20 protein-coding genes are annotated in these 21280 nt (G+C 64.9%); 7 read left to right on the forward strand and 13 right to left on the reverse strand.

Annotated features, from left to right (window positions below):
- Positions 1-252: 252 nt before the first annotated feature.
- The 6 genes from FAS41_RS22880 to FAS41_RS22905 all read left to right on the forward strand — a co-directional run bounded on the left by FAS41_RS22880 (position 253) and on the right by FAS41_RS22905 (position 8490).
- Positions 253-2106, forward strand: a complete 1854-nt coding sequence (locus FAS41_RS22880; protein ID WP_138525694.1) for a DUF1302 domain-containing protein — start codon at positions 253-255, stop codon at positions 2104-2106.
- 26 nt (positions 2107-2132) lie between these two features.
- A complete protein-coding gene (locus tag FAS41_RS22885) occupies positions 2133-3491 on the forward strand; it encodes a DUF1329 domain-containing protein (protein WP_138525695.1) in 1359 nt (452 codons plus the stop codon).
- A 334-nt stretch (positions 3492-3825) separates the two neighbouring features.
- Complete coding sequence (locus FAS41_RS22890) at positions 3826-4731, forward strand: LysR family transcriptional regulator (RefSeq protein WP_138525696.1); 906 nt, start codon at positions 3826-3828, stop codon at positions 4729-4731.
- Between the two features lie 106 nt (positions 4732-4837).
- A complete protein-coding gene (locus FAS41_RS22895; protein WP_138525697.1) occupies positions 4838-6043 on the forward strand; it encodes a M20 aminoacylase family protein in 1206 nt (401 codons plus the stop codon).
- On the forward strand, positions 6040-7314 hold the full coding sequence (locus FAS41_RS22900; RefSeq protein ID WP_138525698.1) for an MFS transporter: 1275 nt from the start codon (positions 6040-6042) through the stop codon (positions 7312-7314). Before FAS41_RS22895 ends, FAS41_RS22900 begins: the two co-directional genes overlap by 4 nt.
- A 66-nt stretch (positions 7315-7380) precedes the next feature.
- A complete protein-coding gene (locus FAS41_RS22905; protein ID WP_138525699.1) occupies positions 7381-8490 on the forward strand; it encodes a M14 family metallopeptidase in 1110 nt (369 codons plus the stop codon).
- Here FAS41_RS22905 and FAS41_RS22910 read toward each other — a convergent pair.
- The 5 genes from FAS41_RS22910 to FAS41_RS22930 all read right to left on the reverse strand — a co-directional run bounded on the left by FAS41_RS22910 (position 8460) and on the right by FAS41_RS22930 (position 11067).
- On the reverse strand, positions 8460-8975 hold the full coding sequence (locus tag FAS41_RS22910) for a GNAT family N-acetyltransferase (RefSeq protein ID WP_138525700.1): 516 nt from the start codon (positions 8973-8975) through the stop codon (positions 8460-8462). The genes FAS41_RS22905 and FAS41_RS22910 overlap by 31 nt on opposite strands.
- Positions 8976-9082: 107 nt before the next feature.
- Positions 9083-9262 (reverse strand): hypothetical protein, encoded by a 180-nt coding sequence (locus tag FAS41_RS22915; RefSeq protein ID WP_024762799.1) that lies wholly within the window; start codon positions 9260-9262, stop codon positions 9083-9085.
- 165 nt (positions 9263-9427) lie between these two features.
- A complete protein-coding gene (locus FAS41_RS22920) occupies positions 9428-9874 on the reverse strand; it encodes a hypothetical protein (RefSeq protein WP_138525701.1) in 447 nt (148 codons plus the stop codon).
- 384 nt (positions 9875-10258) lie between these two features.
- Complete coding sequence (locus FAS41_RS22925; protein ID WP_138525702.1) at positions 10259-10588, reverse strand: OmpA family protein; 330 nt, start codon at positions 10586-10588, stop codon at positions 10259-10261.
- A gap of 137 nt (positions 10589-10725) precedes the next feature.
- Complete coding sequence (locus FAS41_RS22930) at positions 10726-11067, reverse strand: hypothetical protein (RefSeq protein ID WP_138525703.1); 342 nt, start codon at positions 11065-11067, stop codon at positions 10726-10728.
- Positions 11068-11187: 120 nt separating this feature from the next.
- On the opposite strand from FAS41_RS22930, the gene FAS41_RS22935 reads away from it, so the two are divergent.
- Complete coding sequence (locus FAS41_RS22935) at positions 11188-11961, forward strand: ABC transporter ATP-binding protein (protein WP_138525704.1); 774 nt, start codon at positions 11188-11190, stop codon at positions 11959-11961.
- 108 nt (positions 11962-12069) lie between these two features.
- Here FAS41_RS22935 and FAS41_RS22940 read toward each other — a convergent pair whose 3' ends face one another.
- The 8 genes from FAS41_RS22940 to FAS41_RS22975 form a co-directional block, all read right to left on the reverse strand.
- Positions 12070-13695 (reverse strand): alpha/beta hydrolase family protein, encoded by a 1626-nt coding sequence (locus FAS41_RS22940; protein ID WP_138525705.1) that lies wholly within the window; start codon positions 13693-13695, stop codon positions 12070-12072.
- Positions 13692-14888: an MFS transporter gene (locus FAS41_RS22945; RefSeq protein WP_138525706.1), complete on the reverse strand. Its 1197-nt coding sequence runs from the start codon at positions 14886-14888 to the stop codon at positions 13692-13694. Before FAS41_RS22945 ends, FAS41_RS22940 begins: the two co-directional genes overlap by 4 nt.
- Entirely contained in the window at positions 14885-15082 is a 198-nt protein-coding gene (locus FAS41_RS22950) for a hypothetical protein (protein WP_138525707.1), read from the reverse strand. Before FAS41_RS22950 ends, FAS41_RS22945 begins: the two co-directional genes overlap by 4 nt.
- The gene (locus tag FAS41_RS22955; RefSeq protein WP_138525708.1) at positions 15079-16230 is read right to left on the reverse strand and encodes a PepSY-associated TM helix domain-containing protein; all 1152 of its coding nucleotides are present in this window, start codon (positions 16228-16230) and stop codon (positions 15079-15081) included. Before FAS41_RS22955 ends, FAS41_RS22950 begins: the two co-directional genes overlap by 4 nt.
- 30 nt (positions 16231-16260) lie before the next feature.
- Entirely contained in the window at positions 16261-18669 is a 2409-nt protein-coding gene (locus tag FAS41_RS22960) for a TonB-dependent receptor (RefSeq protein ID WP_246084924.1), read from the reverse strand.
- A 124-nt stretch (positions 18670-18793) separates the two neighbouring features.
- Entirely contained in the window at positions 18794-19732 is a 939-nt protein-coding gene (locus FAS41_RS22965) for a FecR domain-containing protein (RefSeq protein WP_138525709.1), read from the reverse strand.
- On the reverse strand, positions 19729-20235 hold the full coding sequence (locus FAS41_RS22970) for a sigma-70 family RNA polymerase sigma factor (protein ID WP_138525710.1): 507 nt from the start codon (positions 20233-20235) through the stop codon (positions 19729-19731). The genes FAS41_RS22965 and FAS41_RS22970 overlap by 4 nt, the downstream gene beginning before the upstream one ends.
- A gap of 93 nt (positions 20236-20328) precedes the next feature.
- Positions 20329-21270 carry an aldo/keto reductase gene (locus FAS41_RS22975; protein WP_138525711.1) on the reverse strand — a complete coding sequence of 314 codons (942 nt, stop codon included), beginning with the start codon at positions 21268-21270 and terminating at the stop codon, positions 20329-20331.
- Positions 21271-21280: the final 10 nt, after the last annotated feature.

Consider the following 21280-nt stretch of genomic DNA (forward strand, 5'->3'; position numbering starts at 1 on the left):
GTCGCTGATGGCGGCGGACTTTAGGGCAATGTGCGGCGGCGGTCGGCTGAATCCTGGGTATCGCAATAGCCGTCGGTTATCGCCCACGGGGAGTACCCAGGCGGTGCTTCCATTCTGGCTATGGGCATCACTTTTTTTCAGAAGTCAGCGTTGTGACAGCGCTCTTACCATGCGACCGCCTCCCGGCCCAAGAGCCGCGGAGCAGGGGTGGCACGGCTTGCCGTGACCAGCACGATCCAGGCGGAGAGCAGCATGAAAAGAACAATAACCGGCGCCGCAGGCTTCAAGCCGCACGCGCTGGCGCTGGCGACCAGCATGGCCCTTGGCGGGGCATCTTCGGCTCAGGCAGTGAGCTTCAACGTGGGGGAAATCGAGGGGCGCTTCGACTCGACGCTGTCCATCGGCGCGAGCTGGGCGATGGACAGTCCGGACAAGAAGTTCATCGGTTCCCGCAACGGCGGCACGGCTTCGAGCCAGACTTCCGATGACGGTCGCCTGAACTTCAAGAAGGGCGAGACCTTCTCCAAGATCTTCAAGGGTCTGCACGATCTGGAATTGAAGTACGGCGACAGCGGCCTGTTCCTGCGTGGCAAGTACTGGTACGACTTCGAACTGAAGGACGAGCACCGCCCGCTCTACGACATCGATGACAGCGGCCGCGATACCGCCGCCCAGTCCTCCGGCGCCGAGCTGCTCGACGCCTTCCTCTACCACAACTACAACATCCACGACCTGCCGGGCACCGTGCGCCTGGGTCGCCAGGTGGTGAGCTGGGGCGAGAGCACGTTCATCCAGAACGGTATCAACTCGATCAACCCGGCAGACGTCGCCGCGCTGCGCCGCCCCGGTTCCGAGGTGAAGGAAGCGCTGATCCCGGTGAGCATGCTGTATTTCAACCAGGGGCTCACCGACACCCTGTCCATGGAGGCCTTCTACCAGCTGGAGTGGGATAAGACCGTGCCGGACAACTGCGGCACCTTCTTCGGCAGTGACGTGGCGGCCAAGGGCTGCGATATCAACATGGCGGTGAACGGCAGCGACTTCGACCGCGACATCGACGGCACCGGCATCAAGGGTGGCTACGGTTACGTGCCGCGCACCAAGGACCACGACGCCCGTGACGGCGGCCAGTTCGGCGTGGCGCTGCGCTGGATGGTCAACGACACCGAGTTCTCTGCTTACGCGATGAACTACCACAGCCGCACCCCCACCAGTAATTGGGTGGTGGGCAAGGGCGCGCTGGCCGACCCGGTGGGTGGCCTGATCGGGCAGGGCGGGCGCAGCACCGCCAGCTGGTATCTGGACTACCCCGAGGACATCCGCCTCTACGGCCTGGGCTTCAACACCACCTGGGGCAGCACGGCGGTGCAGGGCGAGATCAGCTACCGCCCGAACATGCCGCTGGGCATCAACTCCAGCGACGTTTCCGGCGCCGCCACCCTCGGTTCGGCCTCCACCAATGCCCTGGTCAATGCCGGCCTGCCGATCTTCGCCAGCGGCTGGGCGGATTCGAGCTACGGCTCGCTGATCCAGGGCTACAAGCGCATGCCCTATACCCAGGCGCAGATGACCTTCACCAACACCTTCGACCAGATTCCGGTGATCGCTGCCGAACGCCTGACCCTGGTCGGCGAGATCGGCTTCGGTCATATCGGCGACCTGGGCTCCACCGATGGTTCGGACCTGCGCTTCGGCCGCAGCAGCGTGTACGGCAACGGCGAACTGGCCAGCGCCGGTTCCTCGTCCCTGCTGGGCCTGTCGGGCAACGCGCTGTGCGAAAAGGTGGTCAACACTGCCAACCCCGGCCAGTGCAACGACAAGGGCTTCTACACCCAGAACTCCTGGGGTTACCGCCTGCGCGCCGGCCTTGAATACAACGACCTGATCGGCGGCATCTCGCTGCGTCCGAACCTGGCGTTCTCCCACGACGTGGAAGGCTACGGCCCGACCTTCAACGAAGGCGACAAGTCGGTGAGCGTCGGCGTCGATGCCGAGTACCTGAGCCGCTACACCGCCAGCATCAGTTACACCGACTACTTCGGCGGCGATTACAACGTCAACACCGACCGCGACTTCCTCGCCGTCAGCCTGGGCGTCAGCTTCTGATGCCTATCCGTCCCAGAGGTACAAGCATGAACAACAAGCAATGGTTGCAGGCGGGCTGCCTGACGCTGAGCCTGCTCGCCGGGCAGGTCATGGCCGCGGTCGGAGCCGACCAGGCCGCGCGCCTGGGCAATGAACTCACCCCGATTGGCGCTGAGAAGGCAGGCAACGCCGACGGCAGTATCCCGGCCTGGACCGGTGGCCTGGCGCCCAACGCCGGCAAGGTCGATGCCGGTGGTTTCCTCGCCGATCCGTATGCGGCCGACAAACCGCTGTTCACCATCACCGCGCAGAACGCCAGCCAGTACCAGGACAAGCTCACGCCGGGCCAGCTGGCAATGTTCCAGCGCTTCCCCGACAGCTACCGCATCCCGGTCTACCCGAGCCACCGCAGCGCCAGCTATCCGCAGACAGTGATCGACGCGGCGAAGAAGAACGCTACCGCCACCTCGCTGGCCGAGGGCGGCAACGGACTGAACAACTTCACCATGACCGTGCCGTTCCCGATTCCGCAGAGCGGTCTGGAAGTCATCTGGAACCACGTCACCCGCTACCGTAGCAACGCCATGCTGCGCACCACGGCGCAGATGAACCCGCAGACCAACGGCGCCTACACCATCAGCTACATGAAGGAGCAGTTCGCCTTCCCGTTCGGGCTCAAGGACTACGACCCGGCGAAGATGAACAACATCCTCTACTACTTCCGCCAGGAGATTCTTTCTCCGCCGCGCCGCGCGGGCAGCGTGATGCTGGTGCTGGAGACCATCGACCAGGTCAAGGAACCGCGCATGGCGTGGATGTACAACGCCGGCCAGCGCCGCGTGCGCCGCGCCCCGCAAGTGGGCTACGACAGCCCCGGCGCGGAAGGCATGCGCACCTACGACGACTTCGACATGTTCAACGGCGCACCGGATCGCTACGACTGGAAACTGGTGGGCAAGAAGGAGCTGTACATCCCCTACAACAGCTTCGCGCTCGACTCGCCGACGCTGAAGTACGACGACATCGTCAAGCCCGGCCACCTGAATCCTGACCACACCCGCTACGAACTGCACCGCGTGTGGCATGTGGTGGCGACCCTGAAGCCGGGCCAGCGCCACATCTACAGCAAGCGTGATCTGTACATCGACGAGGACAGCTGGCAGATCGCCGAGGCCGACGCCTACGACGGTCGCGGCAGTCTCTGGCGTGTGTCGGAGGGCCATGCGCGGCCGTTCTACGACCAGCAGTTCACCTGGCTGACGGCGGAAACCCACTACGACGTGCTGTCCGGCCGCTACACGGTGTCCGGCCTGCGCAACGAGGAGAAGAGCAGTTACGACTTCGCCGTGCAGTCGAGCAGCAACGACTTCACCCCCAACGCCTTGCGCGCCACGGGCATCCGCTGACGGCGGGCTGTACTGGCGCTCACCGGCGCTCCTTGTGTTCATTCAGCGGCCTTCGGGCCGCTTTTTTTCATTCGATCCTGAATGGCGGATAACGCTGGCGCGTTATGCGCCCTACGAACTGCCAGGAAACCTCGACTGTAGGATGGGTGGAGCGCAGCGATACCCATGCTGTCATCGCAAGAGATCGATGGGTATCGCTGCGCTCCACGCCATCCTACGAAAGGCCCGCTGCGCGACTCGCCGGTCTGCGCCCGTTTACCAACCGTTACTCACGCCGGCCTCGTTTTTGCTTTATGTTCGGACCTGTTACCGATCCCGAGCCGTCGTCCAAACCATGAAGTTGCATCAACTCCGCGCCATCGTCGCCATCTGCGAGAGCGGCAGCATCCAGGAAGCTTCGCGCCTGCTGCACATCTCACAGCCTGCCCTGTCCAAGAGCATCAAGGAGCTGGAGGCCGAGCTGGGCGTGCCGCTGCTGGTGCGATCCAACCGTGGCATCACCGCCACCGAATACGGTGAGCGCCTGGTACGCCGCGCGCGGCTGGTGGTGGAAGAAGTGCGCCGTGCGCGGGATGAGATCGAAACGCTCAAGGGCGCCATGGACGGTCGGGTAGCCATCGGCGTGTCACCGGTGACGCCCAGCCAGCAATTCGCCAGTTGCCTGCTGCGTTACCGCAAGCGCTACCCCAAGGTGCAACTGCAGATCAGCGAACTGCGCCCCGCCAAGCTGCTCGAAGGCCTGCGCGAAGGCCAGCTGGACCTGGTGCTGACCTCGCAACCGTCTTCGCGCAACGTCGACGGTTTCCATTGGCAGGAACTGTATGCCCAACCCACCACGCTGGCGGTGCGCAAGGGTCATCCGCTGCGCAATGCGCGTTCGTTGCACGAGCTGCTCGACGAAGAATGGCTGGTGCCCGACTCGCTCGACGTCTCCCTCGCCGGGCAGATGTTCGAGCAGTACCAGGTTCGTCATCCCGAGCGCGTCATCGAGTGTGCCTCGGTGGTGCTTTACGCGGAATTGGCGGCCAATACCGATGCGGTGAGCTTCTGGTCGCGGCGGGTGTTCGACCTGCCCATCGTCTCGGGCACCCTCGATGCGCTGGATATCGCCGAGACGGTACCCGGCACCGATATCTCCCTGGTCTGCCGCCCGCCGGAGTTGATGACCCGCGAGGCGCAGACCCTGGTGGACGAGCTGGTCTACGCCTTCAAGGGCCCGCACCTGCGCAAGACAGAATGAGCGGCGTCGATAACCACCTTTGATAAGCATGCGCGAAGGTCATTATTCAGTGCTTCGCGCGTGGGGCATCCTGCCGGCCACATCAGAACAATGAGCAGGATGCGGCATGAGTCAGCACCCCACCCTAGAAAGGTTACTGGCTTCCCAGGGAGCCTTCGCCCGGATTCGCCGGGACTTTCACCAGCATCCCGAACTGGGCTTCGAAGAGGCGCGCACCAGCTCCATCGTCGCCGGCTATCTGCGCGAATGGGGCTATGAAGTCCATGAGGGCGTCGGTGGCACTGGCGTGGTCGGCGTGCTGCGACAGGGCAACAGCGCCCGCAGCATCGGCATCCGCGCCGACATGGATGCGCTGCCCATCGAGGAAGCCAGCGGCGTTCCCTATGCCAGCCAGCACGCGGGTCGCATGCATGCCTGCGGGCATGACGGCCACACTGCCATCCTGCTCTGTGCCGCCCGCGACCTCTCCGAGCAGCGCAACTTCGACGGCACCCTCAACCTGATCTTCCAGCCTGCCGAGGAAACCCTGGGCGGCGCCGTGGCGATGATGGACGATGGCCTGTTCGAGCGCTTCCCCTGCGATGCGGTTTACGCGCTGCACAACGCGCCGGGCCTGCCGGTGGGCTGCTTCCTGACTCGCGAAGGCGCCCTGACGGCATCTTCCGACCGCGTGTCTATCCGCCTGACCGGTGTCGGCGGCCATGGCGCCATGCCACACCTGGCCCGTGACCCGATAGTTGCTGCCGCCGAACTGGTGCTGGCGCTGCAAAGCATCGTCGCGCGCAACGTGCCGTCTACCGAAGTGGGGGTGGTGACCGTGGGCATGCTCAAGGCGGGGGAGGCGGCCAACGTCATTCCTGACCACGCCGACCTGCGTCTGAGCGTGCGTGCTACCAAGCCTGAGGTGCGCGAGCTGCTCAAGCGGCGCATCGGCGAAATCACCCGTGGCGTCGCCGCCGTGCACGGCATGGAGCTGCAGTACGAATACGAGGAACTGGTGCCGGTGCTGGTCAACACGCCGGAAGAAACCCGGCTCGCACGCCAGGTGCTGACCGAGCTGGTCGGCCCGCAGCGCCTGCTGTCCGAGATCCCTTCGGGCTTCCTCGGCAGCGAGGATTTCGCCTGGATGCTGGAGCGCCGCCCCGGCTGCTACATCGCCCTCGGTAACGGCAACAGCGGCCCCAGCGGCTGCATGGTCCACAATCCCGGCTACGACTTTAACGACGGCGCCATTCCCTTCGGCGCGGCCCTCTGGGTGAGGTTGGTGGAAACTTCTCTGAGTACTACTCCCGGCAACGGAGCCCTGGCATGAATCGTCGCAATGCAGTTCTCCTGCTCCTGATGCTGGTGATGGTCATCAGCGTGCTGGACAAGACCATCTTCGCCTTCGCTGGCGCGCAGATCATCGACGAGCTGAAGCTCTCGCCGACGGAGTTCGGCTTTATCGGCAGCGCGTTCTTCTTTCTCTATTCGATCTCGGGTGTGCTGGTGGGCTTCCTCGCCAACCGCTTCCCGACACGCTGGATTCTCGCCGGCATGTCGGTGGTATGGATGGCCTCGCAACTGCTGGTAGCGCTGTCCAGCGGCTTCGCCGCACTGGTCGCCGGGCGCCTGTTGCTGGGAGCCGGCACCGGACCGGGCACGGCGGTGACCCAGCATGCCTGCTTCAAGTGGTTCGGTCCGAAGGAGCGGGTGCTGCCCTCGGCGCTGATCCAGGTATCGATCATGCTGGGTGCCGTGCTCGGCGCGCTGAGCCTGCCGCTGGCGATCCAGCACTTCGGCTGGCGCACCGCGTACTTCCTGCTGGCGCTGCTCGGGCTGCTCTGGCTGGTCGTCTGGCTCATCTTCGGCCGTGAAGGACAGCAAACCGAGGAGGAGGGGCCAGGCTCGTCGCTGCGCCTGCCGTACAGCCGCCTGCTGCTCAACCGCAGCTTCATCTGGATCACCCTGATGGGCTTCCTCAGCTACCTGCCCACCGCGCTGGTGTACAGCTGGGTGCCGGTCTACCTGCAGAAGGGCCAGGACATGACGCCCATGCAGTCGGGCTACACCGTGATGGTGGTGACGGTCGGGGTAATCCTCGCCAACCTGCTGCTTTCGACCTTGTCGCAACGGGCGATGAAGCGCGGTGCCTCGGTGCAGCGCGCCATGGTGCTGCCGCCGATGCTCTTCGCGGCGGTCGCTGGCGTTGCCTTCTGCGCGCTGACGCTGCTGCACGGCGATCGTCTGGCGATCCTGGTGCTTTATGCCCTGGGTGCGATCCTGGTGAACGTCCTGCCAACCTTCTGCAATACCCTGGTCGCCTACATCGCCCCGAGCGCGCAACGCGGCTCGATGCTGGCGATCCATATCGGCGGCATGACCAGCGCCGGCATGCTTGCGCCCTGGATTGTCGGCCAACTGGTCGAGTTGCGCGGCGGCGACATCGCCCACGGATTCGAGACCGCACTCGGCCTGTTCGGCGTGCTTACCGTGGTCTGCGCCATCCTCGGCTGCCGGATCATCGCCCCCGAGCGTACCCGCCAGTCCCTGCAGGGCGAGCATAACGAAGCGCCGCTGCCCGGTGCTGTCGGCCACGCCTGATCTTCTTCAAAGGGCCCGCGCGTCGGGCCCGTTTTCCTGACTCGAATCCAATCATCCGGAGTGGTGATGAAGCCGTCTGCCTGCTTTTCCCAGAGCTACGCCGAAGCGCGTGGCAAATTCCTGGCCGCCTGCCTGTCTGCCGGCCTGGTTGTCGAATCCCACCGTCATCCGTTGACGGGCCGCGATGGTGAGCCCCTTGCCCTGGATGTGGCGCGCAGCGGCCCGCGCGATGCGCGCAACCTGCTGATCATCAGCAGCGGCTGCCATGGGGTGGAAGGCTTCTGTGGCTCGGCAGTGCAGGTCGCACTGCTCAACGATCCCGACTGGCTGGAGCTGTGTGCCAAGGCTGATTGCGCGGTGCTCTACCTGCACGCGGCCAACCCGCATGGTTTCTCCTGGTGGCGGCGCTGGACCCACGAGAACGTCGACCTCAACCGCAATTTCATCGACTTCTCCCAACCGCGCCCGCGCAACCAGGCTTATGGCGCGCTCGATCCGATTCTGATTCCGCGGCGCTGGCCATCCTTCGCCAGCCACCTGCGCCTGCTGCGTTACGCCATGCGCCACGGACGCAAGCAATTGCAGGCGGCCATCTCCAGCGGCCAGGACAGCCACCCCAAGGGCCTGTTCTATATCGGCGCCCAGCCGACCTGGAGCAACCAGGCCGTGCGCAAGGTACTACGCCAGCACGCTCGCGAGTGCGCTCGCCTGGGCTGGATCGACTTGCACACCGGTTTGGGCCCCAAGGGCCATGCCGAGCGCATCTATGTGGGCGGTAACGATCCGCAGACCCTGGCGCGAACCCGCCGCTGGTGGGGCGCGGAGGTGACCTCGGCGCACGAAGGGGGATCGGTGTCGGTGCAGTTGCAGGGGCAGATGATCCTCAGCGCTGCCAGCGAGTGCCCGCAGGCCGAGTTGACCGCCATCGCCCTGGAGTACGGCACGCTGCCGGGGCTCAAGGTGCTCAAGGCGCTGCGCGCGGACCAGTGGCTGGCCAACAATCCCGGCGTGCCGGCGGAGAAGGCCCTGCGCATTCATCGCCAGTTGCGTGATGCCTTCTATGTAGACGAGGACGGCTGGAAGTGCCGGGTGCTGGAACAGGCCGGTGAGGCGGCGCGGCAAGCCCTCGCGGGGCTGGGCGAGGCTCAGCCGGCGGTGGCTCGCGCGTCCAGGTAGCAGATCGTCGTGCGCCGTGACCCATTGGGTCGGCGCTGCGGGTCGGCGAAGGTTTCCAGCTCCTGGAAACCGGCCTTGCGCATCATGCCGGCGGAACCGGGGTTCTCTTCGTGTCGCTCAATGTAGATGTCGGGCAGGTCACGGGCGACCAGATCGGCGATGGCGGCGCGCAGCAGGCGGGTACCCAGGCCACGTCCGGCTTCGCCACGGTGCACCGTAGCCTCGGCGATATAGGCATGGCGTGGCCGTCCATTCTGCTGGAAGCGGCCGAAGGCATCGCTTTCATGAAAAGTCACCAGGCCGCGCAGCTCGTTGCCATCCACTGCGACCAACGCCCATATTGCTCCCTCGGCGATGCCCTGGAAGTGCTCGCGTACCGGTCCTTCGGGCAGGAAGTTCCAGTCGTTGGGGCCGTGCTCGAAGATCAGTTCCAGCATGCCCGGCACGTCTTCGGCGTGGGCGGGGCGAATCTGCAGGTCGGCCATGGCGTGCTCCTGGAGGTCGGCTCGAAGTCGGGACGAACGACTCTAGCCACGGTCGATGCCCGGTTGCAGGCACAGTGGCGCAGGAAAACTGTACGGGTTGGGCCGGATCAGCGGCCGGGCAGCATCGGCGTCAGGTGCAGGATGTTCAACAGGTGCGGAACGCGCAGCGGGTAGCAGGCCTGCAGGCGCACGCGCGCCTCGGAGAGGGTCATCTGACGGGAAAACGAGCGCAGCACGGTCTTGCCCAGGCAGTGACCGTCCTGAAAATGCACGAGGAATTCATTCATGGCGAAGCGACAACGAGGAAACACGCACGAGGTGGCGCACAGGGCGCGAATAATAGCGACTTCGACGCGTTCATCGTTGCCATAAATCATCCTTTGCAGGAACTGTCCGACGGAACGCTTGTTCCGCCACCGGCCGAACCGACGACCGGCAGCGTCGGAAAGGGCCTAGAGCCCAGAAGCATGCTCGTAAGAGTAGTCTAGGCGCAGGACGTTGTAGTCCAGCCGCATGCCAAAGGCGTGCATGAAGAAAGCCTCCAGTTGCAGCTCCAGCGAGCGCGAGGTCAACGTCGCCAGGCGTGCCCCCTGGCGGCGCGTGCGGCGGCTCACCGCGGTGAACTCCTCGTGGACTATGCCCTGGGACGCCGGGTCGGCAATCAGGCGATAACAGCTGTCCGGCAGGTCGTCACGCTGGGTGGCGCTGAGGCTGAGTTCGGGATGGCCGTCTGCGTTGGTGATCAATTCCACACTGCAGCGCAGGCCTCGGTCGCGGGCGAAGCGCGAAGCCTCTTCGAAGGCCGGCAGGGCCTTTTGCAGGACCTGGATCTCGAAGGCGAGGAAGAATTGCTCGTCGAATTCAACGTCCTGGGTATCGCGGGGTGCCTGGTTCAACATCGCCGGCATCTCCTGTGTCGATGAAACGAGAAAACTTTCGTAAGCGAGTCGGGATCGCCAAAGTTTCGTCATCGCGGCATTGCAGGACACAACGCACACACAGTCGGCCAGCAATGCCATTTGCCTGAACGAAAGGCCATCTCACTGAAGCCCCCTCGAACTGTCAATGATCATTCCGGCATAACGCGGCTTCACTTAAATAGCCAGGCAAGCACTTTATTGCAGCTCGCCCGTCAGGAGCCGTGTGGCGAGCCCAGTTGAAGGGTGTAACGCGCTGTTTACGCCGGACGATTGGAGCTGAGTGTTTCGGATGAGTGGAGGGGGGCGGGAGCCGGCCAATCAGACCCTGCACATGGCAGGGGCCGATCGAACCGGCTGGCAGTCTTATTCGGTCAGGACGGTGAACTCTATACGACGGTTCTTCGCACGCCCTTCCTCGGTCGCGTTATCCGCCACCGACCGGGTCTGGCCGTAACCCTTGGCGCTCAGGACGCCGGCCGGCACTCCCAGTTTCACCAGTTGGGCGACGACGGCCGCGGCGCGCTTCTGGCTCATGGCGAGGTTGCCCTGGTCAGTGCCGAGACTGTCGCTGTGGCCGCCGACTTCGATATGGGTGCCTTGCGGAGCGGCCTTGATGGCTTCGGCTGCACGCTGGAGGATGTCGAGGCTGTCGGCGGTGATGCGATCAGAGTTGCTGTCGAAATAGACCTGCATCAGGTTCAGTGCGCCGACCAGGTCTTGGGCGTCGAAACCCTGCTAATGCTCTTTGTCAGCGAAATGCGGCTCTCTCCTGTCAGGACCATTTGCTCGCGTGAAGGTGCACCTCATGGACTTGGATGCGGTCCAATGGATCATGTGTTGGGTGTGGAGGTCATCGCCCAGGTGATGAACCCGGCGTTAACAGCCGTAAAAGCCAAGGCGATCAGGAATACGGTGTCAGCTACCCGCATCATCCGCTGACCACGTAGGGTGCGGTGAGTACGCAAGCTCCAGTAGGAAGTTAACGCCGAGACCAGGTAGAACATCATGTTGACTGCCACCAGGTCGTCGATGATCAGGTCTTCCCGGCGCAGGGTGAGGATGACCCGGATGATGCCAATCACCGTCAGGCACACGCCGACCATGGTGGCGGAGACGGAGAAGATGTGGATGCAGATGTCGTCATCGAGGCTGGGAGGTTCCTGCTCACTCATCGCGTTTCACTCGCTGGCGGGAAATGCGGAAAGCGTAGTTGCGATTCGATGAAGGCTTGAGTACGAAGGCTAACGCGCCTACTGTCAGCGGCTGCCCCAAGCCCGGACATGAAACGCCCCATGATCGACTTCAACAATGTCACCGCCTACCAGCAGCAGACCCGCGTGCTGGACGGCTTCTCCCTGCATATCGGCGAAGGCGAGAAGGTCGCCATCCTCGGCCCCAATGGCGCTGGCAAGAGTACGCTGCTCAAGCTGATCAGCCGCGAGCTCTACCCGGTGGATCGCGAGGGCAGTTCGCTGAGCCTGTTTGGCCTGGAGAACGTCACTATCTGGGACCTGCGCAGCCGTATCGGCTTCGTCTCCCAGGACCTGCAGGAAGACTACACGCCCTTCACCCAGGCGCTGGAGGTGGTGATCTCCGGTTTCTTCGGCGCCATCGGCAGCCACGGCCACCTGCAGCCCACGCCGGAGCAGGTCGCCAAAGCGCGCGAGATGCTGGCCATCGTGGAGATGGACGGTTTCGCTGAGCGCATGTTCCAGCGCCTCTCCACCGGCCAGAAGCGCCGCCTGCTGCTAGCGCGCGCACTGATCCACGAGCCCCGCGCATTGATTCTCGACGAGCCGGCCAACGGTCTGGACATGGGCGCCAGCCTGCAGATGCTGACCCTGCTGCGGCGCTTCTGCGGCCCGGAGCACGCGATGATCATCACCACCCATCATCTCGACGAGATCATCCCGGAGATCGAACGCGTGGTGCTGATTGCCGAGGGCAAGGTGGTCGCCGACGGGCCGAAGGCCGAGGTCCTCACCAGCGAGCACCTATCTGCGCTGTACCAGGCGCCGCTGAAGGTGACCGAGCAGGAGGGCTGGTACCGTTGCTGGCATGCCTGACCGGCTGCATTTGTAGGAGCGAGCTTGCTCGCGAAAAAGTCGAGCGGGCCGATTCAGGCTGATGCTGGGTTCGCGAGCAGGCTCGCTCCAACAGATTGATTCGCCGAGTTACCGCCCCAACGCCTGACGCTGCATGTGCATGGCTCGGATGCGTTGTTCCCACTGGGCGCGCTCGGTTTCCGGCAGAGCGTTCCACCACTGGCTCACTGCACGGTTGCTGTAAGGCGTCACCCAGTCGGACCAGTGCGCCATCTGCGCCTGCGGAAAACCATTGTCGCGGCCGCGCAGGTAGTGGTCGAAGAAGCCCAGCACCAGCGTGGCCGGTGCTTCGATCAGCACGTCGGTGGGGGCGCCGCCGATCAGCTTGTCGCGCAGTGGGCGGCGCAGGTATAGCGCATTGTCGGTGAGGCCGGCATGCAGGGTGTCGCGCATGACCAGACGGTGGATGCGTGGATTCTGGCCGGCGTGCGCCAGGCTTTCGTAGGCGAAGTCGTTGAAGCTGCGCGGCTGGGTCGGCGGCGTGACGCCGAGCATGCGGTAGAACAGCGACAGGTCCGAATGCAGCATCAGCATGGGTACCGGCAGGTCCCGGTCGAAGGGCGTGAAGTCGAAGTCGCCGCCGTCCAGGTTCACTGCCGCTGCGCAGCGCTGATCGACCATGCAGACCGCACCAGTAGTCGAACCGCCGAAGGACATCCCCATCTCTCCCACGTGATCGAAGTCACTGGCGGCCACCACTTCGGCGACACTCGGGGGGACTTCGCCGGTTTGAAGACGGTCATGGACAAACAGGCGGTCCGCCAGCCAGACCGGCGCGCTGAGATGGATGGCGCGGTCCGCTGGCGGCTTGAGTTCGGTCGCGAAACGCAATTGGCCGTCGAGGCGGCGGGCCAGATCGTCCTCGCCGTAACCTTGCAGCAGAAGTGGCGAGAAGCCGTGCTCGAAGGCATCGCGAAGGTGGACGTAGAGCGCCGGATCAGTGGGGGCCACTTCGCCGTTTGGGAACAGCGTGGGCGAGGCATCCCCCGTGTGCTGTACGGAGTAGACCGCATATCCGTTGCTGGCCAGTTCCTCCATGATCCGCCCGTTCATGCCGGCGAAAGAGCCGTAGCCGTGGCTGTAGAGCACCACGGGCAGGCGACCGAGGTCGGCCCGCAGCGGCGCGTTTTCGTAGGAATTGGTACGCAAGTGACGAAGGTGCGTGAGCAGCGGCGGGAAATGGAACAGCTCACCGAAACCGCGCGCGGTGCTGCGGCTTTCGGCATCGCTGAAGTAGTGGCGCGGTTGCGCGTCCACCGCCGGCCTGGCCGGATACCAGATGCGCACCAGCAGGCGCCGGGCCTTGCCGGTTGGCGCGCCAAGGAGACCGGTGCGGCTGGCATCGACCAGCTCGAAGTCGCGCATGCCGACCGGGTAGGGGCCACCGGGCTTGGGTAGCGGCGAGACCGGGAAGAAATACAGTGCGGCGACAGCCAGGCTTGTCAGCAGAGTGAAGAACATCCCCGACCAGACTGGCACTCGTGCCGGGTGCCTGCGCCGCAGCAACAGGGCCAGCACCAGGAGTACGGCGACGACTGCGCCGACGGCAGCCTGCCAGCGATCGTCCCACATGCCATACAGCGCCACGAGCAGCGCGAGCAGGGCGGCGGCATTTGCCAGGGGCCGACGACGCAGCCACCAGCCAAGCAAGGCGACGACGAGCAGGGCGAGCAGCAGGCCGTCGGCAAGCGTCATGCAGCGGCGCCTTTGCGCGGCAGTACGGTCCAGGCGATGCCGAACAGCAGCAAGGCGGCGACCAGCACATAAGGCGCACGGCTATCGACCTGGTGCAGCAGGGTGCCCAGCAATGGGCCGCTGATCATGCCCAGCCCATGCACGGCCACCAGGCTGCCCGCAGCAGCGCCTTGCTCGTCTGCTTCCACGGCGTTGGCGTTGAGCGCCGAGACGGCAGGGAAGACCCAGCCCATGCCGGCGGCGGCAACGAAGCAGGAGGCGTAGAGCATCCACGGTGCCACGGCGAAGCACACTGTGGCGAAGCCCAGCGCGGAAATGCTGCCGCCCACGCCGATCAGGCGCAGCGGCGCCCAGTTCAGCTTGCGTACCAGCATCTGCGCACAGATCAGCGCCACGCCCACGGATGTAAGCGCGATGCCAGCTACACGGGCGGCGTCTGCCGGGGGGAGCTGCAGGCGGTCGAGGGCGAAGAAGCCAACGGTCATCTGCGCCACGGTCACGCAGACCATGGCGATGAAGCCCAGGGTCAACGAGCGGCGCAGGCGCTTGTCACTGATTGCCAGGGCGGGGCCTTTACGCTCGTGGGTGCGCTCGTGGTGCGGTAGCCATTTCCACAACACGCCCAGCGCCAGTAGCGGTAACAGGCAGGTGAGCAGCAGCGGCAAGGCCAGGCCGAGCATGGCCAGCAGGCCGGCGAAGCTCGGGCCGACCACCATGCCCACGGCGCTGGCGGCACCGAGCCCAGCCATGGCCGAAGCACGCTTGTCCGCGTTCACGTGGTCGGCCACCAATGCCGCCGAGCAGGCCGGCACGGCGGCGTAGAAGCCTCCCGCCAGTCCGCGCAGCGCAACAATTCCGATGAAGGCCGGCAGCGGAGACATCGAGGTATTCAGCGCCAGGGCCATGAAGGCGCAGAGCAGGGCATAGGTCACCGCGAAGCCAGCCAGGCCGCTGAGCAGCACGCGACGGCGGCCGAGACGGTCGCTGGCAATGCCCCAGACGCGCGCCATGAGCATCCAGGCGATACCGCCCATGGTGACCGTCATGCCCGCCTGCCAGGGCGCCAGGCCCAGGGTGCGCGCCACCGGGCCGATCAGCGCGACGAAGGACATCACCGCTACCGTGCAGACGAAGGTTTCGAACATCAGCGGGCGCAGGTTGAGGGTGGGGGCCTGGGGCGGCATGGCGGTCATTTCGGGGTTGGCTCCTTGGGACGGCGGGGCATTCTCATCCATACAATGACGATCAGGAGCAGCGGAACACCAAGGGAAATCCACGACAACACGTCGAAAACCCCGTCGCCCAACAGCGCCGAGAGCAGCCCGAAGGTGCTCAGCACGGCCAGCGCGCCGGGCCAGCGGAAGATCATCCAGAGTCCGCGTCTCATGCCTTAATCTCCGTGCTCAGGCCGCCGGAATCCAGTTCCGCCAGGCGTTTCTCGATGGGCGTGCGGCGGCGTCCGAGCCATAGGTACAGGCCGCTGGCGAGGATCACGATGCTGACGATATCCAGCAGCGCCCAGACGATCTTCAGCGGCATGCCGCCGTAGTCGCCAAAGTGCAGCGGCTGGGACAGCAGCAGGGTCTTCACGTACAGCGGCATCTCGCGCATGTCGGTCAGTTCGCCGGTTTCGGCATCCACCAGGGCGGGTTTGAGCAGGCGTTCGGTCAGCGGCGTATTACCGCGCATGAACACGGCGTAGTGATGCTTGCTGCTGAACTGTGTGCCGGGGAAGCCTACGAAACTGACCTCCATGTCCGGCGCGGCCTTGCGTGCGGTGTCGATAGCCTTGTGCAGCGAGCCGAGCTGCTCCAGCGGCGGTGCGTCCTTGTACGGTGCGGTCATCTCCGCCAGTTGGCCGCCTTGCCAGAGCATGAGGATCGGCAGCGCCAGGGTGTTGATCACACCGGTGACGCCCACCACCAGCACCCAGGCGAGGGTGACGATGCCCAGCACGTTGTGTAGGTCTAGCCACTTCAGGCGCGAGCTGCGCTGCGAGCGCACGGTGGCGAAGTCGAGCTTGCGCATGAACGGCGTGTAGACCACCACGCCGGAGACCAGCGAAGCCACCAGCAGCAGGCCCATGAAACCGAGGAACAGGTAACCGGGCAGCCCCATGAACAGGTCGGTGTGCAGCTTGAGCATGATGTACATGAAGCCGCCCGGCGGCGGCAGGGCCTCGAAGAACTCCCCGGTGCGCGCGTCGAAAGGCTGCACGTGGCCATCTTCCGGCGGCGGCACCAGGGTTGGCGCGGTGATGACGCCGCCCAGCGGATCGTCCTGCTCCCAATACACGAAGCGCACCACTTCACCCGGCCGTGCCGCCAGCGCGCGGGCGACCACATCGTCGTAGTCGATCTTCGGCGACTGCTCGGTGAGCGGCTTGAGCTCCGGGTGCGGCTCGAAGGTGTGCTCGATCTCTTCGTGGAAGATCAGCGGCAGGCCTGTGAGGCAGAGCATCAGCAGGAATACCGTGGAGATCAGGCTGGTCCACTTGTGCACCAGGTACCAGGTGCGGAGGGCTTTGGCGGTCATCGTCAGGCTCTTTCTTCTTTAAACATCCATTTAGAAATCCACGCTCGCGGACAACTGCAGCGTGCGGCCCTCGCCCAGGTACAGGTACCCGGCGGTGGAAGTGCCCCAGTAGTCCTTGTCGAACACGTTATCCAGGTTGGCGCGTAGCACCACCGGTTTGCCGAGGGTCTCGAAGCGATAGCGCGCGCCCAGGTCCAGGCGCCACCAGTCGGGAATGCTCAGGGCGTTGGCCTGGTCCACGTACTGCTCGCTGGTGTAGATCGTCCGGGCCGTGACAGTCAGGCCCGGCACCTGGGTGATGTCGTACTCACCGCCCAGATTGAGCTGGCGGCGCGGTACGCCGATACCGTTGTTGCCGTCGTACTGGCCGTCCTGGGTCTTGGTCAGCTTGGCCTGGGTGTAGGAAGCACCGCCGAGCAGGCGCGCGCCCTTGGCTACCTCGCCGAACAGGCTCAGCTCCAGGCCGCGGTTGCGTTGTTCGCCGCCACGAGTGAAGCGGCCGTTGTCGTTGACGCTGCTCGGGCGCTTGATCTCGAACGCAGCCAGGGTAGCGCCGAAACCGTCCCACTCGCCCTTGACGCCGACTTCCTTCTGCTTGGAAACGTAGGGCGTGAGCATTTCACCGGCGTTGACGGTGCCAATGGGCGCGGTTTCACCGGGGCTCAGGCCTTCGATGTAATTGGCGTAGAGCGAGATGTTTTCCCACGGCTTGACCACGATGCCACCCATGGGCGTGGTCTTCTCCTCGTCGTAGCCTTCACCTACCGGGGTGCCGACGTTCATTTCGTAGTTCTGCGATTCCACCCGCTGCTTGCGTGCGCCGAGAGTCAGCTCGACGCGGCCGTCGAGGATCGACAGAGTGTCGGCTAGCGCGTAGCTGGTGAGGGTAGCGGCGGTGTACTTCTGCACGTTCTTCGGATAATCGTCCGTGCTCGGCGTGCCGGAGTAGACCGGGTTGTAGAGGTTCGATGCGCGCGACGGGAAGGCGGTGTAGAGGAAGAAGATGTCCGAGTTCTGCACCACGCGGGTCGCGCCGAAATTCAGCTTGTGCTGCACCGGACCGGTGTCGAAAGTGCTGCGCAGGCCGGCCTCGGCGGAGTGCGAGCCGACGTCGTAGACCTGCCAGGCCGGGCTGGAGACGAAATCGCCCTGGTTGCCCATCAGCACCGGGTTGCCGGCCAGGGCGTCCATCTCGCTGCGGCGATCACCATAGCCGGCGTAGCCGGTCAGCCAGTCGGCGATGTCGTATTCACCACGGAACACCAGGGTGCGGTCGGTCATCTCCGAGTCGCCGTAGCCGGGATAGTTCAGGTCGTTGTCCGGTGCATGGGGAATCTTGGTGACACCGGGGCCAACGCTGAACTGGCGGACGACGTTGGTGAGGTCCTCGCGTTGGGTGATGTAGTCGGCGGACAGACGCAGGCGCTCGCCGGTGTAGTCCAGGCCGAGGGAACCCAGGCTGTCTTCCAGTTCCTGCTTGTCCACCGTGGTGTCGCCGTTGCGGTACACGCCATTGAAGCGCACACCGAATTCCTTGCCCTCGCCGAAGCGACGGCCGACATCCAGGTGGGTGCCGAACACCGAGTCGGACAGATACTCCAGGGTCACCCGGTTCAGCGGTTCGGCACCGGCGCGCTTGGTTACCAGGTTCACTGCGCCTCCGACGTTGCCGCTGGGCGGCATGCCGTTGAGCATGGTGCTCGGACCCTTGACCACCTCCACGCGCTCGGCCATCTCCACCGGTACCCGGAAGAACGGCGCCAGGCCGTACATGCCGTTGAGCGCGACGTCGGCGCTGACCACCGGGAAGCCGCGCAGGGAGAAGTCCTCGTTGAGGTTGGTGCGCGCACTGCCGATCTGCGCTGAAGGTTCGTTGGCCAGTACGTCGGCGACGCTCCGGGCCTGCTGGTCATTGATGGTCTGCTCGGTATAGCTGGTGATGCTGAAAGGCGCGTCCATCAGGTCGGTGTTGCCCAGCAGGCCGAGGCGTCCGCCACGCGCCACCTGGCCACCGGCATACTCGGCAGGCAGGTCTTCAGGGCCGGAAGCCTGCCCGGTGATCAGAGAGGGCTGCATTTGCAACGCATCGGGACTGGGTGAACGAATCAGGGTAAAGGTGCCGTCACCGCGCTGCTCCAGTTCCAGGCCGCTGCCTTGCAGCAGGCGCTCGAGGGCGCCGCGGGTTGAATAGTCACCCTTGAGCCCGGGGCTCTGCAGGCCGTCGGTCAGCGTCGGGTCGAAGGACAGGTGCACGCCGGTCTCGGCGGCGAACGAGGCCAGGGCGCGGCCCAGTGGACCGGGGGAAATACTGTAGCTGCGTACTTCGCTGGCTGCCGGCGCGGCCGTCACCGGCGTCGCCACGGCCACCGCCAGGGAGAGGAGGGCGGTGCGTACCGCCAGGGAAAGTGAAGAGGGGTGTGCGTGTCTGCTGCTGGACATGGACGGGGTACCTTCGGGCCTCTGCGGGCTTCGTGTCGGGAGATGTTCCCCTGTTGCCAGCTGAAGTGAGAAAAAGTCTCACTTCTTTTTGAAAATATTTTGCATCAACGCCCGGTGCCTGTCTTCAGGCGGCTGCCAGAGTGATCCAGAAGTCCGTTACCCGACGGATTCGCAGGGGATAGGTGGCCTGCAGCATCGACAGCGCGAGGTTGCTGTCCAGCAGCGGGAAAGCCCCTGACACCGCCAGTTGCGCCACCGCAGGGTCACAGCGCAGCACGCCGCGGCGATATCGGCTCAGCTCGCCCAGCAGTGCCTGCAGGGGCAGGCGGTCGGCCATCAGCATGCCGTGGGTCCAGGCATCCGGGTTCGGCGTGCTGGGCATGGCAGTGATGGATTGCGCGGTCAGCAGTACGGACTCCCCGGCACCCAGCCACTGGCCGGAGCCTTGCAACGGCGACACCTGCACGCGCCCGTGCTGCACGGCAACTCGGGTCGCGCCGTCGGCTTGGCGTACGTTGAAGCGTGCCTCGGCGGTTTGCATCCGGCCTTCGCGGGTGGTGACCAGGAACGGGCGGCCGTCCGCGCGGGTATCGAGGAATATTTCGCCGCGCAGCAACCGCACCAGGCGTTGTGCGGGAGTGAAGGCGATATCTACGGCGCTGTCAGTGTTCAACGTGAGCAGACTGCCATCGGGCAGCGGCAGCTTGCGCTGCTCGCCCACCGCGGTGTGCTGGTCGGCCAGCCAATCCTGCCAGGGTTGTGTGCGCCAGGTAGCGAGGCCTACCGGAGCGACGGCCAGCAGCACGGCAAGCTGCTTGAGGGCGCGACGGCGGTCCAGCGTGCGTTCTCGGCCCAGCGTCGGCATGGCCAGAGCGGGAGGCAAGCTGCCAAGGTAGCCCAGCAGGCGCTCGGCGCGGTCCCAGGCGCGGGCGTGCTGCGGACTCTGCCGTTGCCAGTCGGCGCAGGCGCGGCGGGTTTCCTCGCTGGCATCGTGCTGCAGGCGCACCAGCCAGTCCGCCGCTTCGTCGAGGATGCGAGGCGCGATGGGCTCGGCGGCAGTCATTCCATCAACTCCAGGCAATGACGGAAGGCCTGCTGCATATAGCGCTTCACCGAGCCAAGGGACACGCCCAGGCGTTGGGCGATGGCCTCGTATTTCAGCCCCTCGATCTGCGCCAACAGGAAGGCCTGGCGTACCGGGTCAGGCAGACGAGCAAGCAGGGCGTCGATCTCGTGCAGGGTTTCCAGCACCAGGTAGCGCTGTTCGGGGGAGGGGGCCAGCTCTTCCGGAAGCCCGGCCAGGGCTTCGAGATAGGCGCGTTCCAGCGACTGGCGTTGGAACCAGTTGATCATCAGCCCCTTGGCTATCGTTGTAAGGTAAGCCCGCGGCTCGCGTGCATCCAACACCCGGCGTGAACCGAGCAGGCGGGTGAAAGTGTCCTGGGCCAGGTCCGCTGCCTGTTCGTGGCAGTCCAGGCGACGGCGTAGCCAGCCTTGCAGCCAGCCGTGATGGTGCTGGTAAAGCTCGCTAACGGCGGCATGGAGGGGAGCATCGACCGGGGGCATGACGGAATTTTTATCATTTGAGAATGCTTCTCATGATAAGGGTTGCTGCGCTCTGCTCACAAGCCCCCTTGAAGGATGGCATGCAGTAGCTTGTCAGCCTGCCCGGCTAGCTAGGTCGAGGGTTGTCAGCTGGGGGGCGGAAAGGCTCAACTGGGTAGCCCATACCAGGCTGGCGAGCTGGCGTTCATTGGTGGCACTGGCGATGGGGGCGGCGATGCCTGGCTGCTGGCGGAGCCAGGCGAGCGCGACCTCCGCCGGCGTCGAGTGGGTTTCTTCGGCGACCTGGCCCAGCGCCGCGAGAATCTTCAATCCGCGGGTATCAAAGTAGCCCTCCAGGTCTTCGCCACGGGCGCTACCGGCGAGGTCGCCGGGGGCGCGGTACTTGCCGGTGAGAAAGCCCGAGGCGAGGCTGAAATAGGTCACCACGACGTTGCCGTGTTCGGCGGCGATGGCTGCGGTTTCCGTTTCGTGGCCCGCGCGGTCGTAGAGGTTGTACTGGACCTGCAGTGCGGAATACGCAGGGAGGCCGTTGCTACGTGAAGTGGCTTCGGCTGCCTGCAGTTGTTGTCGGCTGAAATTGGACGCACCGATGGCGCGTACCTTCCCCGAGGCGATCAAGTCTTCGTAGGTGCGCAGGGTTTCTTCGTGGGGCGTGCTGTCATCGGGGTAATGGCTGAAGTACAGGTCGATGTAGTCGGTGTTCAGGCGCCGCAGGGAGTCCTCGACACCCTGCAGGATCCAGCGGCACGACAGCCCGCGCCGCTGTACCGAGAGTTCGGCGCCGACCTTGGTGCACAGCGTCACCTCAGTGCGGCGCCCCGGCTGGCTGGCGAGCCAGCGGCCGATGATGGCCTCCGACTCGCCGCCCTCGTGACCCGGCACCCAGACTGAGTACATATCCGCAGTATCGATACTGCTCAGCCCCGAGTCGAACGCCGCGTCCAGCAGGCGTCGCGACATCGCTTCGTCCACCGTCCAGCCGAACACGTTACCGCCCAGTATCAGTGGTGAAAGGTTCAGGTCACGAGCATGCATGGCTTTCTCC

The organism is Pseudomonas nicosulfuronedens (genome assembly GCF_005877905.1).
GTDB lineage: Bacteria > Pseudomonadota > Gammaproteobacteria > Pseudomonadales > Pseudomonadaceae > Pseudomonas > Pseudomonas nicosulfuronedens.